The sequence below is a fragment of the Tomitella gaofuii genome, assembly GCF_014126825.1.
In the GTDB taxonomy this organism is placed as follows: Bacteria; Actinomycetota; Actinomycetes; order Mycobacteriales; family Mycobacteriaceae; genus Tomitella; species Tomitella gaofuii.
In genome coordinates this window covers 306,302-320,330 of record NZ_CP059900.1, presented here as the reverse complement: position 1 = coordinate 320,330, position 14,029 = coordinate 306,302, and the positions used below count along the sequence as shown (strand labels likewise).

10 protein-coding genes are annotated in these 14,029 nt (G+C 73.0%); 6 read left to right on the top strand and 4 right to left on the bottom strand.

What is annotated here, in order from left to right; translation table 11 throughout:
• Positions 1–31: 31 nt before the first annotated feature.
• Positions 32–3,487, bottom strand: coding sequence for an arabinosyltransferase domain-containing protein (locus tag H4F70_RS01535; RefSeq protein WP_182358765.1), 3,456 nt, complete (start codon positions 3,485–3,487; stop codon positions 32–34).
• A 63-nt stretch (positions 3,488–3,550) separates the two neighbouring features.
• Positions 3,551–3,952, bottom strand: a complete 402-nt coding sequence (locus H4F70_RS01530) for a DUF2752 domain-containing protein (protein WP_235681460.1) — start codon at positions 3,950–3,952, stop codon at positions 3,551–3,553.
• Positions 3,953–4,121: 169 nt separating this feature from the next.
• On the opposite strand from H4F70_RS01530, the gene H4F70_RS01525 reads away from it, so the two are divergent.
• The 4 genes from H4F70_RS01525 (at position 4,122) to H4F70_RS01510 (ending at position 10,983) form a co-directional block, all read left to right on the top strand.
• On the top strand, positions 4,122–5,663 hold the full coding sequence (locus H4F70_RS01525; protein ID WP_182358763.1) for a DUF3375 domain-containing protein: 1,542 nt from the start codon (positions 4,122–4,124) through the stop codon (positions 5,661–5,663).
• Positions 5,664–5,774: 111 nt separating this feature from the next.
• Entirely contained in the window at positions 5,775–6,401 is a 627-nt protein-coding gene (locus tag H4F70_RS01520) for a DUF4194 domain-containing protein (RefSeq protein ID WP_235681459.1), read from the top strand.
• Positions 6,398–9,802: an ATP-binding protein gene (locus H4F70_RS01515; RefSeq protein ID WP_308317018.1), complete on the top strand. Its 3,405-nt coding sequence runs from the start codon at positions 6,398–6,400 to the stop codon at positions 9,800–9,802. Before H4F70_RS01520 ends, H4F70_RS01515 begins: the two co-directional genes overlap by 4 nt.
• A complete protein-coding gene (locus H4F70_RS01510) occupies positions 9,802–10,983 on the top strand; it encodes a DUF3322 domain-containing protein (protein ID WP_235681277.1) in 1,182 nt (393 codons plus the stop codon). Before H4F70_RS01515 ends, H4F70_RS01510 begins: the two co-directional genes overlap by 1 nt.
• Positions 10,984–10,998: 15 nt before the next feature.
• Here H4F70_RS01510 and H4F70_RS01505 read toward each other — a convergent pair whose 3' ends face one another.
• Complete coding sequence (locus tag H4F70_RS01505) at positions 10,999–11,784, bottom strand: hypothetical protein (protein WP_182358761.1); 786 nt, start codon at positions 11,782–11,784, stop codon at positions 10,999–11,001.
• Between the two features lie 133 nt (positions 11,785–11,917).
• Here H4F70_RS01505 and H4F70_RS01500 point away from each other — a divergent pair, with 133 nt between their 5' ends.
• A complete protein-coding gene (locus H4F70_RS01500; protein ID WP_182358760.1) occupies positions 11,918–12,793 on the top strand; it encodes a class I SAM-dependent methyltransferase in 876 nt (291 codons plus the stop codon).
• Between the two features lie 30 nt (positions 12,794–12,823).
• Here H4F70_RS01500 and H4F70_RS01495 read toward each other — a convergent pair whose 3' ends face one another.
• Positions 12,824–13,459, bottom strand: coding sequence for a MerR family transcriptional regulator (locus tag H4F70_RS01495; protein WP_182358759.1), 636 nt, complete (start codon positions 13,457–13,459; stop codon positions 12,824–12,826).
• A gap of 79 nt (positions 13,460–13,538) precedes the next feature.
• Here H4F70_RS01495 and H4F70_RS01490 point away from each other — a divergent pair, with 79 nt between their 5' ends.
• Positions 13,539–14,027 carry a DUF4188 domain-containing protein gene (locus H4F70_RS01490; RefSeq protein ID WP_182358758.1) on the top strand — a complete coding sequence of 163 codons (489 nt, stop codon included), beginning with the start codon at positions 13,539–13,541 and terminating at the stop codon, positions 14,025–14,027.
• Positions 14,028–14,029: the final 2 nt, after the last annotated feature.

Genomic DNA, 14,029 nt, shown 5'->3' with positions numbered 1-14,029 from the left:
CCCGGCGGCCCACCCGCACGTGCAACCGGTCCTACTCCGTCCACAGCGCCTTGATGGGCCCCGGCGTCCACATTCCGGACCGCGTGGCGGTGCCCGTGTCCAGGTGCGCGGGCGCCGCGTCCGGTACGCGCGGGTCGTAGCGGACCAGGTCGCCCCACTGCCGTTTCCAATCTTCCTCCAGGTAGGTCGGCAGGGTGACGGCGCGTTGCAGCAGCCGGATGCGCCCCAGCGGCCCGCCGCCCTGCGCGCTCTGCCAGTTGGTGGCCACCACCGCGAGGCCGCTCTCGGCGCGGATCCGGTAGCCGGGCACCTCGGCGACACCGTCGAGGTAGTCGGGCAGGTGCTGGCACGTGGTGATGAGCGGCACCGGCCAGTCCATGAACACCGGCTGCTCGGAGCCCAGTACCTCCTGCATCGTGGTCAGGCGCGGCACGCGCGGCGGCGTGAACGCGATCCAGTCGTCCACGTCCTCCTCGTCGTCGTGGGCGACGATGCGCACCACGTCGGCGTCGTCGGGGATCTCGGAGAACGGCACCCGCATGTCGCGCCACGACGGCGCCGGCCCGATGTCGTACAGCTCGTGGTCGCCCAGCACCTCGTATTCCGCGGCCCCGGCGGCTCCGCCGGATCCCCCGGCGATGCGGCGGCCGAACTCCACCCCCAGGTTCTCGCGCTTCACCTCGCCGGCGGCGGCGAGCGTCAGCACCGGCCGGTCGTCGCTGCGCGGCGGCAGGGCGTACCAAGTGGAGGTGGCGTCGGCGACCGCCTCCGGGTCGCCCGGGTTGTAGCTGCCGAGCACGGGGGTGGTGGCCGGGTCGAGCCCGAACGGCAGGGCCGCCAGCGAGCCGTTGACGCCGGGCTCGTCGAGCACGCCGCCGCCCGTGCCCGGTGGGTTGACGGCCGGCGCCACCTGGGCGTGTCCGACGAGGCCATTGAGGTTGTCGTGCCGGTAGGTCACGTCCGCGGGGATCCCGTTGGGGGTGAACCCGCTCGACTCCACTGCACCCAGCGGATTCTCCACGGGCGCGACCGGCGCGAGCATGTCGGCGTTCGGATCACGCTCCACCAGCACCGACTCGGACAGGTTGCACGGCTTGCCCGCCAGCGCGCGCAGGTTCCCCAGCCCCACCGAGTACGACGGGTACTGGGCGGCGATCGCCACGACGAACGACACCACGGTGAAGGCGACGACGCCCGCAGCGGCGATCGGCAGCGGGGCGTACGACGGCAGCGCTTCGAGCCGCCTGCGCAGACCGGCGGGCACGAGGCGAGGGATACGCCCGGCGGGCCGGTCGTGTGCGGCGGACTCCTCCGGCGCGGGTCCGTCGCTCCACCGCCACACCCGGACCAGGCGGACGACGGCGTTGACGAAGCACACGAGCGCCAGCACCCATCCGGCGATGGTCACCCACAGCCCGTTGGGCACCCCGTAGTTGGAGACGTACCACCAGCTGTTGGTGGAGGTGAAGGTGACGGCGAGGATCAGCAGGAGGCCCGCCGAGAACAGCGTGCGCGCACGGCTGCGCGGCCGGCCCGTTTCGCGCAGCGCCCCGCGCAACGCCACCACGGTGAGCGCGGCGAGCACCGCGGCGACCCCCGCGAACACGCCGAAGTGGTGCGTCCACTTGGTGGGGTTGAAGGTCATCAGCGCGATCCCCAACGCGACGACGACGACCGCGCGCAGCGCCGGACCGGCGGCGAGGCCCACGATGCGCCCGCGCGGCGATCCGCCCGCCTGCGCGGCCTTCCCCGCACGCCCCACCAGACCTGCCCGGCGGCGCACCAGCAGGACCGCGCACACGACCAGGCACAGCAGCATCACCAGCACCGCGAACCGCCGTGCGATGGAGCCGTCGGGGCCGCCCTGGAGCAGCAGGTGGATGTACCGCTGGTATTCCAAGTACCAGGGCTCCGACGGTCCCACGACCGGTTTCATCCGCGTCGCCATCACCAGCGGGCCCATGCTGGCCCGGCTGAACGCCACCACCAGCACCACCGAGGCCGCGGCGGCGAGCGGCGCGAGCGTGGGCGCATAGCCGAAGCGCCTGCCCCGACTCCGGATGAGCCGCAGCAGCGGCCGCCCGGCCGCCAGGAACGGGGCCGCGCAGATGGTGCCCGTCGGTCCGCCCGTGAGCGTCAGAACGGCCACCGCCAGCCCGAGCCCCGCGGGCATCAACCTGCCCGTGGCCACGGCGCGTTCCACGCACACCCAGGTGACGAGGATGCCCGCAGCGATATACGGCTCGGGGCGCAGGCCGTTGTTGTAGGGCAGCCAGAAGGCGAGCAGCACCAGCGCCGCCGTCCACAGCGCCGCCGTGTCGTGGCGCGCCGCCCGGCCGAACCGCGGGATGAGCTCGCGCGAGATCAGCAGCCAGGACAGCAGCGCCGCCGCCAGCGCGGGCAGGCGCAGCACCACCGACGCCGGGCTGATCTGGTCGAGGAGGGTGAAGACGTAGTACGGGTAGCCGAACGGCGCCTCCGGCGCCCCGAACCAGCGGAAGTAGTTGGGCATGTAGCCGGCGTGCTCGGCCGCGCGGGCCATCGCCAGCTCGTAGCCGTCGTCCGAGGTGTTGGCGCCGATGATGTGCCAGATCAGCAGCACCGCCACCACGGTGACGTCCGCCGCGCCGATGCGCCGCCACCGCCGCGGGAACAGCCGCACCCGACGACCCGTCCGCCGCAGGCCGGGCGGACCGCGCACCCCGCACCACCGCAGTGCACGCCACCGCGCCCGGCCCCCGCCCCGCGCGGCCGCGTCGATGCGGGCGAGCGCCGCCAACGAGACCGCGGTGAGCGCCGCCGCCAGGCCCATCGCCAGCCACTTGAGCAGCGTCGGCGACACCATGTAGCGGGTGTCCACCGTCGCCTCCACCGACAGGCCGTCCGGCGCCGGACCGGTGAGGTCGGTGAACACTCCCACCACCTGCGGACGCGCGTCGTGGTCGGTCACCATCGCGGCCGGTGCGGCGCCGTCGGGCCCGGCGACGCGCACTGTGGTCTCCGCGGCGGTGGCCGTCACCGTGATCGTGTCGCATCCGCCGCCGGCCACCGAGGCCAGTGGCACGCTCGCGAGGACCTCCCCCGCCGTACGGACGGTGACCTCGCCGTATCCGGTGGTGATGAGAAGGGCGCGCTGCGCGGCGCCGAGGGAGCCTGCGGGCGCTGTGGACAGGACCGTGCGCCCGCCTCCCGGCGCGTCCGACGGGTGCGCCGCCAGATCCGCCACCGCCGAGCACGGCACCGTCGCCCGCAGGTCCGTCGGCGCGTAGGTGACCAGCGGGGCCGTCACCGGCGCGACGGTGCCTCCCTGCGGCCAGGACAGGTGCGCCGTGGTCTGCGTGACCGGCAGGAACGGCACCGCCAGCGCCAGCAGCAGTCCGACGAGACCTGCGACTACGGCGATCGCCCGCGCACCGACGGCGGAGCGGCCGCGATGCCGGGGCGACGGCGCAGGCTGCGCTGCTGCTCCTGGATCGGTGGTCGGCACGGTGCAAACCTACCCAGACGGGCCGACGGGGGCGGCCGGCGGCCGCGCGAGTGTCGCCGCGTCTCACACCCGCAGCGCGGTGAACGGTGCGACGGGGATGTTGCGCACCACCAGCCAGGCGATCACCACCGCCGCGCTGCACCACGCCGGGCCGGCGCCCAGCCGCATGACCGGACCGTCGATCCCGCGCGCGCGGCGCCACGTCCACCGCGCGAGAAAGCAGACCAGGAGGGCGAGCACGACCAGCGCGACCGCGTTGTACCGCAGCGCCGACGCGACGTCGAGGTGCAGCAGCGAGTAGATCATCCGCGCGCTCCCGCATCCGGGACAGATCACACCGAGGAAATGCTTGCTGGGGCACACCGGGACGGCGCCGCCCGGGGTGGTCGGATCGGCCGCCCAGACGAATGCGCACGCCGCAGCGCCCCCCGCGGCCACCGCCAGCGGCGCAGCCAGGCGGCGCAGCGCCCCGCCCCGGACGGGCGGATCTCCTGCCGCCTGATCCGGGCGTGTGCTCGCCGTCCCGGTCACCCGTCGCTCCGATCCTTGCTCGCCGTCGCACCGCCGCACACCAGTATCCCCGGCCGGGCGGCTCCCGGCACGCCGCAGGTGGGACGTCGTCGCCGTCGGTACCATGGCGTATCGACTCGTCGTATATCGACGCTTCGCCTATCGATTCGTCTCCGGGGTCGACGGAAGGGGATCCGCCGCTGTGTCCGTCGTCGCAGACCTGCACCGGCTGCAGCGGCTCTCGCGCGCAGACCCGGCCTGGACGCTGCTGCGCGCCGATTCCGGCCCCGCCGTCGTCGCCATGCTCTCGCGGCATTTCAGTTCCGGTTCCGGAACCCGCAGGATGGCCGCCCCCGAGCTGTTCGGCCTGGTCGACGCCGACCTGCAGGCGCTGCGCGACGAGGGTTTCGACCTGCCCCGCAGCGGCCAGGCCTATTGCACCGACTGGATCCGCTCCGGCTACCTGGTGCGCAGGGCCAGCTCCGCGGCGCGCGAGGAGACGGTGGAGCCGTCGGAGGGGCTGCTCGCCGCCATCTCCTATGTGACGGGGCTCGAGTCGTCCACCAGCACCGTCACGGAGTCGCGGCTGACCACCCTGTCCGCGCAGCTCCAGGCGCTGGCCCGCGACTCCGACCCCCGCGCGGAGACCCGCCTGCGGGCGCTGCACGCCGAGCGCGCCGAGATCGACCGGCAGATCGCCGCCGTCGAGTCCGGCGACTATCCGGTACTCGACGGCGACCGGGCCGCGGAGCGGGTCGCGGAGATCCTCGCCCTCGCCTCCGAGGTGCCCGGCGATTTCGCCCGGGTGCGCGCAGAGCTCGAGCGGCTCAACCGGGACTTGCGTGCCCGCATCCTCGAGGACACCGAGGACCGCGCCGACACGCTGGGCGAGGTGTTCCGCGGGGTGGACGTGATCGGCCGATCCGACGCGGGCCGCAGCTTCAGCGGCTTCTACGACATGATCATCGACCCCGAACGGTCGGCGCGGATCGACGAGTGGATCGACACCATCCTGGATCGCCAGTTCGCGCGCGGGCTCTCCGCACGTCAACGGTCGCGTTTCCGCAGGCTGCTCACCGAGATGGAGGAGTCCGGCGCCGAGGTGCACCGGGTGATGACGTCGCTGGCGCGGTCTCTGCGGCACTTCGTGCAGTCGCGCCACTACGAGGAGCACCGCCGCATGCAGCACGAGCTGCGCGCCGCGCAGCGCGCAGCGCTGCGGGCGGCCGGGCACGTCAAACCGTTCCACCAGCTGGAGCTGGAGCTGGTGCAGGTGGGGATGACCATCGATTCGGTGTCGGCCCTGCGGCTGCACAACCCGGGCGACGACCGGGTCGCCGGGCGCATCGAAACACATGCCCCGGGCACCGCCGACCTCGCCGCGCTGCGGCAGCTGGTGCGTGAGTCCGAGATCGACTTCGACGAACTGTCCGGCAACGTGCGGACAGTGCTCGCCGCCCGCGGGCGTGCCACCGTCGCCGAGGTGCTCGCGGACCGCCCCGCCACGCAGGGCCTGGCCAGCGTCGTCGGCCTGCTGGTCCTCGCCTTCGACCACGGGCACCCCGTCCCCGGCGAGGACACCGTCACATGGACGTCGTCGTCCGGCACGCACCGGGCGGCGACGGTGCAGCGCCGCGTGTTCACCCCCGACGAAGACTGGACGTGACCGCCCGTGAGCCTTCCCGACACAGAGCATGCCGAGTCCGTAGCCGACGCCACCGCATCCGGCGACGGGGACCCCGGCGCGACGCCGCGCTATCCGGGCGACCGCGGCACGCTGGAACTGGACGCCCGGCGCGCGCTCGTCCAGTTGCTCAAGGGCCCGCTCATCACCGCCGCGAAACACCCGTCGGTGTGGCGGACGGTGCTGCGCGACGAGCAGCTGCTGCGGTCACGCCTGGCCGACGTGTTCCTCGACCTCATCGTCGACGAGGACGCGCAACTGGCGTTCACCCGGCACGCCGACACCGGCGAGGTGGACGCCCCCGCCGTCCTGCGCACGTCGCCGCTCACCTTCATGGACACGGTGATGGTCCTGGCGCTGCGCCAGCGTCTGCTCCGCGCCCAGTCCGGTGAACGGGTGGTGGTGGACTTCGACGAGATGGTCGAGCAGCTGGACATGTACCGGCAGGCGGCGAGCACCGACGCGGCCGGGTTCCGCAAGCGGGTCGGCGCCTCGTGGAACAAGCTCAAGGACAAGTCGCTGCTGGCGACCACCTCCACTGAGGGCCGGATGGAGGTCTCCCCCGTGCTGGCGCAGTTGTTCGACGCCGAGCAGGTCGCGGTGGTGCGCGCGGAGATGGCGCGGCTCGCCGACGGGGGCACCGGCGACAAGGCCGGGGCAGGCGGGGACGGGGACGGACGGTCGGATGCGGAACCGACCGGCGAGGAGGTGCCGCAGTGACCGTGCAGGGCGAGCTCGAGCTGGACGGCGTCGCGTCCCCGGCCCTCTCGGAGGGATCCCCGGGGACGCTCCACCCCGGCCAATACCGGCTCTCGCGGATCCAGGTGGTCAACTGGGGCACGCTCGACGGCCATCACGACATCGCCGTGCCGCGCCGCGGTCTGCTCATCACGGGCCCCTCCGGTTCCGGCAAGTCGACCCTCATCGACGCGGTGTCGGCGGTGCTCATGCCTGCTTCGGCTGTGCGGTTCAACGCGGCCGCGCAGGAGTCGTCGCGGCAGTCCGGGCGCAGCCTCATCACCTACATGCGCGGCGCGTGGCGGCGCGAGGCCGACGCCGACAGCGATGCCCTCACCTCGTCGTACTTGCGTCCCGGCGCCACCTGGAGCGCCATCGCGCTCACGTACGCGACCGGCGTCGATACCGCACCGCGCGACGCCGTCACGACCTCCACCAAAGCCGCCGGCGGCACCGCCACGCTGGTCAAGCTCATGCACGTGGGACGCGGCAGATCGTCGTACGGCGACGTCAAGCAGCTGCACCTGCTCGTCGACGGCGACGCCGACCTGCCGGAGTTCGAGCGGCACGCCCTGCGCGGGCTGGACACCCGGGCGATAAAGAAGGCCTTCCCCCATGCGACGGTGCACTCTTCGTACGCGCCGTTCGCACGCGCCTTCCGGAACCGGCTCGGCATCGCCTTCGAGTCAGCGCAGAGGCTGTTGCACCGCACCCTGTCGGCCAAGAGCCTGAGCAGCCTCGACCAGCTGTTCCGCGAGTACATGCTCGACGAGCCGCGCACGTTCGCCACGCGCGACAACGCGGTCGAGCAGTTCCGCAACCTGCGCGAGGCGCACCGCACGGTGGTCGACGCGCGCCGCCAGATCGAGACGCTGGAGCCGTTGGTGGCCCTGGCCCGCGACCGGGCCGCCGCCGTCGACGAACACGCGGCGCTGACCGAGGAGGGTGAGCATCTCGACGCCGTGCACGCGTCGCTGACGCTCGCTCTGCTGCGCGACTCGCACGAGCAGTTGCAGTCGCGCAGCGCACAGCTCGACACCGCCGCCGCGGCGGCGCGGGCCGATGCGGACCGGGCCCAGGACGTGGTGTTGGACGTGCGTTCGCGGCTCGACGGCGCGGGCGGCGGGCGCGTGTCCACGCTGCGGGCGCAGCGCGACGCGGCCGCGGACGGCGTGGCGCGCGCGGAGGCGCGCCGCGCGAAGGTCGCCGCCGCTCTGGCGGTATGGGACGCCGAGGTGCCGGCGACCGGCGACGATTTCGCCGACGTCGCCGGCCAGCTGCGCGCCGAGCTGCAGCGCATCGACGCGGAACGCGAGGAGCGCCGCGACGCGCTGTTCGACGTGCAGTCCCGCAGGGCCGCGGCACGCGATGAGCGCGACGCGCTCGTGGCCGACCGTGAGACGCTGGCCCGCCGCCGCTCCAACCTCGATCCGGCGATACTCCGTGCACGCGAGCGGCTCTGCGGCGCGATCGGCATCGCCGAGGACGCCGTTCCGTTTGTCGGTGAGCTGCTGGAGGTGCGAGAGGAGGAGGCCCGGTGGACGGGCCCCGTCGAACGGGTGCTGCACGGCCTCGCACGGACGATGCTGGTGCCCGACGAGGTGTACCCGCGACTGGCCGACGCCGTGGATGCGACGCACCTGGGCACCAGGCTGGTCTACCGCAGGATCCGGACCGGCGCGCGCCTGGCCGCCGAGCCCACCACGGACGGATCGCTGGTGCGCAAGCTCGCGGTCAAGCCGGGCCCCTTCGCCGACTGGCTGCACGCGCACCTGAGCCGCGGATTCGACTACGTGTGCGTCGAGGATGCCGCCGCACTGCGGGACGTGGCACGCGGGGTGACGCTGTCCGGGCAGATCCGGCACGGCGGCGAACGGCACGAGAAGGACGACCGGCACCGGATCGACGACCGCAGCCGGTGGGTGCTGGGCTTCGACAACGAGGCCAAGCTCAACGACCTGCGGCGGCGCATCGACGAGGCAGGGCGGGAACTGGCGCGGCTCGAGCAGTCGTTGTCCGTCATCGACGCCGACGACGCGCGCCTGCGCGAACGGGAGTCGGCCGCCCGCACCGTCCTGGACGTCGGGTGGGAGGAGATCGACGCCGCCGGGGCCCGCGCGCATCGCGACCAGCTCACCGACCGGATCCACACGCTCACCACAGCCGATTCGGAGTACTCCGCGCTCACCGCCGAGCTCGCCCGCGCCGAATCGGTGAACGAGGCAGCGACCACGGCCCGGTCCACCGCCGAGGCCGCGCGCACGGCGCACGAGGGCCGGATCGCCGAGGTCCGCGACAAGATCACCGAAGCCGAGGCGGCCGATGCCGCCGCCGCGCCCGTCCCCGGGCGGGTCGACGCGCGCATCCGCCGGCGTTTCGACGAGGCGGTGCGCCGGGTGACGGTCGACAACATCGACCGCACCCTCGCCCGGGTGGGCCAGCAGATCGACGCCGGCCTGCGCCGGGCGCAGCAGCAGGCGATGGACGCGGGGCAGCGGATCGTCGCCGTGCTCCACGAGTACCTGGGCGCCTGGGAGGAGCGCCGGGCCGACCTGCGCGCGGATGCCGACTACGTCGGCGACGCGCTCGCCGTCCTCGCGCAACTGCGCGGCGAGGGGCTGCCGGAGTACGAGGACGCGTTCTTCGACATGCTGCGCGAGCAGTCGCACCGCAACATCGGGGAACTCGCAAACCTGATCCGCAAGGCGCCCAGTGAGATCCGCGCCCGCATCGAACCCGTCAACCGGTCGCTGAGCCGCTCCCCGTTCGACACCGACCGCACGTTGCGGATCGACGTCAAGGACCGCCGCCCCGCCGTCGCCGCCGAGTTCCTCGCCGACCTCCACCGCATCGCCAGCGGCGCCTTCGAAGACGAGGACCGCGCGGCCGCGGAGAACCGTTTCGCCGCGATGGCCGCGCTGCTCGAGCGGCTCGACTCCGGCGACCCGGCCGATCAGCGCTGGCAGCGCCACGTTCTCGACACCCGCATGCACGTCGGCTTCATCGGCGTGGAGCTGGATCCCGAGGGGCGGGAGGCCAACTACCACGACTCGAGCGCGGGCCTCTCAGGAGGACAGGCGCAGAAGCTCGTGTTCTTCTGCCTCGCAGCGGCTTTGCGATACCAGCTCGCCGAGGACGGCGCGGACCTGCCGCGGTACGCCACCGTGGTGCTCGACGAGGCCTTCGACCGCGCCGACCCGGCCTACACGCGGCGCGCGCTCGACGTCTTCGACCAGTTCGGATTCCACATGGTGCTGGCCACGCCGCTCAAACTGCTGCAGACGCTCGACGACTACATCGGCGGCGTCGTCACCGTCGCCATCCGCGACCGCAACCGCACCGAACTGTCCCACCTGCTCATCGAAACCTCGGACGCGCCCTGATGGCCGAACCCGTAGCCCCGGGCGCCGTCGCCGCGAAAGCCGCGGCCTCCTACCGGAATCGGCGGAGTCGCTGGATCGCATCGCCCACGCTCGCCGCCGACGATCCGGTGACGATCGCCCTGCACCCGCCGACGGAACGACGGGTGGCCGCCGACCCGGATGCCGCCGTCGCCTGGGTGCGCGCGTGGCGATCGCGGCGCGGGCCCGGCACCGTCGACTGGGAGGAGCGGCGCTGGCGCAGCTACGGCACCCAGACCGTGCCCGTGCGGCTCACCCTCACGGGCGCGGAGCAGGTGGCGGACGCCGCCGGGGCCGCACGCGAGTGGCGGACCATCGTGCGACGCCGCGAGGCGCTCGCCGCCGTCACGGCAGGAGCCCCCGCATTGCCGGCCACCCTCGGCCGCACCGCCTCCCGCTGGTCGTCACTGGCGGAGAAGGACTTCGACGCGCTGACCGCGGTGTTGCGGTGGCTGCGCGAGAATCCGTCGTCAGGTCTGTACATCCGGCAGCTGCCGATTCCCGGGGTCGACACGAAGTGGGTCACCGGGCATCGGGGGCTGCTGGAGGAGCTGCTGCGGGGGATGGCCGACGACGGCGGCCCTGACGGATACGGCGCGGAGGGCGCCGCTGTCGGGCTCGGGGTGCGCACCGTTCCCCGGGAATGCGGGATCGCGGTGTGCCACCCCGCGCTGCTGCCGGGCGCCCCACGGATCTTCGCCGCCTCGCTCGACGAGCTCGCAGCGCTGCCCCTGCACCCCGGCCGCGTGCTCATGCTGGAGAACAAGGAAGGGCTCTACGCTCTCCCTCCGCTGGCGGACACGGTCGCGGTGCATGGCGGCGGCTACGCCGTGCCCGAGCTCGCCGCCCTGCCGTGGATGCGCGAAGCCGAAACCTGGTACTGGGGCGACCTGGACACGCACGGGTTCGCGATCCTCGACCGGCTGCGCGCCCACCTGCCCGCCGTGCGCAGCCTCCTCATGGACGCGGACACTCTGACGCGCTGGTCCGGCCTGGCCGTCCACGAGCCGTCCCCCGCCGCCCGGGACGGCCTCGACCGGCTCACAGGCGGCGAGACCGCCGCCTTCGAGCTGGTGCGCGGCGGCGGCCTGCGCTTGGAGCAGGAGCGCATACCGTGGCCCTGGGTGATGCAGCGGTTACGGGAGCACTGGCACCTCGGTTGAGGCGCCGCACCGCGGTCAGCTCGCCGAACCGCTGCCGCTGCCGGATCCGTTGCTGCCGGAACCGCTGTTGCTCCCGGAGCCGCTGCCGGCCGAGTCGGTCACGGAGCCCAGCTGCTCGCGGATCAGCATCGAACCGGCCTCGCTGCCGAATCCGGCGGTCTCCGCCACGCTGCCCCAGCCGCTGCCGGGAACCGTCATGACCAGTGCCGCGATGTGGGTGGCGCCCTGCGGCAGGCAGACCCCCGCCAGGACGTACACGCCCGGCCCGACGGCGGCGCGAGTCTGCCAGTAGTCGCGCGCCTGGGACGGCGGGAACGGGATCGGCGGGGCGAACAGCGTGACCCCCGGCAGTCCGCCGCCGAGGATCGCGGACGGGTCATCGAGGCTGTCCAACAGCTCCGGAATGTGGCGGGCGTCGACGAGGACCGGGGTGCACGTCGACAGCAGCGGCGCGGACTGCGGCCGGGTGACCCACACACGCATGCGCCCGGCGTCGTCGATCTCCGTGCGCAGTCCCGGCGCGGAGGTCTCGATGCCCAGGGACCCGGTGACGTCCCAGTCGCCGAGCGACCCGGTGTCCACGCCCACCTGCACGCCCAGATCCTCGAGCCGTGACAGGTCCAGCGACGACCCCGCGCTGCCCGACGACCCCGCGCTGCCCGACGACCCCGCGCTGCCCGAAGACCCGCTGGACGACGTGGCGGCGGAGCTGTCGGCGGCGGCCGTTCCCGCGCCGGCGCACAGCAGCGCGCCTGCGGCCACGAACACTGCGGCCGATCGCGCGATCCGGACCATGGTCATCGCCGCCCCTCGCATCATTGAATTCCCGGTTGACGCTCAGCGTATAGCGGCGGGCTCTACGCGGAAGCCGATTCCACGATCCTGCGCCGTCGACGATGGCAGCCGCCCCGCATCCGTGGTGTACTGGATCGATATGAGCGACGATCCGCGCACCGCATCCGACCACGCCCCGGCCGGACCCGAGAACACCGCGGAGCGGGTGGCCCTGTGGCGGGCGCTGCACGTGCTCGCGGACGCGCCCCCGCATGTCTTCGAGGACACCGTCGGCCTGGCCCTCGTCGATCCGCCGGCGGGGTGGCGCGGCAGGCCGGATATGGATGCGGAGTTCTCTGCGGGCTTCCGCGCGTCGATCGTTGCGCGGGCCCGATTCGTCGAAGAGATCGTCGCCGAGCAGGCCGCTGCCGGGGTCGATCAATACGTGATCCTCGGCGCGGGCCTGGACACCTTCGCGCTGCGCCGCCCGGATCCTGCCGCGCGGATGACGGTGTTCGAGGTCGATCAGCCCGGCCCGCAGGGCTGGAAGCGGCGGCGACTCGACGAAGCCGGGTACGGCGTGCCGGGGAACCTGCGTATGGTCCCGGTGGACTTCGAGACCGAGGATTGGTGGTCGGCGCTTGCGCGCGCCGGGTTCGACGCCGCGCGTCCGGCCGTCGTCGCGTCCACCGGAGTCGCCCAGTACCTCACGCGCGAGGCGACCGTCTCGACGTTGCAATCGGCGGCGCGCCTCGCCCCCGGCTCGACGCTGATACTGTCGTTCCTGCTCCCGATGGAGCTCATCGACGCCGGCGACAAGGACGGGCTCGAGGCGAGCAGTGCGGGAGCACGGTCGTCGGGGACGCCGTTCGTCAGCTTCTTCACACCCGAAGACATGCTGGACCTGGCACGTACCGCCGGTTTCCGCAGCGTCGAGCACGTCACAGGAACCGACCTGGGCGAGCGGTACTTCGACGAACGCCCGGACGGTTTGCACCCGTCGAGCGGTGAGGATTTCCTCCTCGCCCGGACCTGAGGGGCTGCGCGCGGGCATCCACGCGATCCCTCACTGCGGGGGCGCGCCGAGCAGCCGGCGCGACATCTCCACGTGCGCGAGCCGCCGCAGCGCCAGTAGCAGCGGTTCGACCACGACGGTGCCCAGGACCACGTAGCGCACGGCGGCGGGAATGGACTCGGTCGGCGTCCGCCCCACCTCGCGCCGAGCCACTTCACCCATCGCGAGCCCATACTCCGCCAGGTCCGTGCGCGACACCGCGAGCCCGGCCGCATCGATCGCGCCGATCGCCCTGGCGAGCCCGGCCACCTCGTCCGCGCATTCGCGCTCCGCCGCATCCCATCCGAGGTCGCGGAGCAGCAGCGATGCCCGGTCCGTGGCACCCTCGGGTGCGGCTCCGGCGCCCGGAACCGCACTCGGCAGCCGCATGTAGGCCGATCCGATGACGTCGTGCAGCGATTCCGGCGGGTCGTCGATCTCCTCGAGCACGGCCTTGGCCCCCGCGACGCTGAGCCCGCCGACGCCGATCAGCGCACGGATGAGCGCCAGCCGTCGCGCGTGCGCGTCGTCGTACTCGGCCCGCGTCGCCGAGACGCGCTCGCCTTCTGGAAGCAGGCCCTCGCGCAGGTAGTACTTGACGGTCGCGACGGCAACGCCCGATCGCTTGCTCAGCTCCGAGATCTGCACTCCGGCCCCCTTCACCCTTGACTTGGATAGTAACACTCTCCAATACTGGATAGCGTCACTCTCCAACCAAGGAGGAGCCATGCGGTCCAGCCGCCTCACCCACGATCACGACGGCGATCTCGTCGTCTTCCTCATCGGGATGACCATTACGAAGCCCTGGCGCCCGGACCTGTGGCTGCCCGTATTCACCGCGATGCCGCGCATGCTCCGCGAGCTCGAGACGCAGGAGCACTCCGGCCTGCTCGGCTACGAGTACCTCGCCATGCGCACGGGCCCCACAGTCCTGCAGTACTGGGATTCACAGCAGGCGCTCTACGCCTACGCCGCCGCCCCGGAAGGCCGACACCTGCCGGCATGGCGTGCGTTCCATCGCCGGGCCCGGAAGAACCCGGGCGCGGTGGGCATCTGGCACGAAACGTACGTGGTCGACCGCGCCGAGTCGGTGTACAACGACAGCCGGGCCGTCGGACTCGCACGCGCGACGCACGCCGTTCCCGTGACGGCCGCCCGATCGGCAGGAGCACAGCGTTTCCGCCGGCACCGGCGCTCCGCCTCGGCGCCGCAATAGGC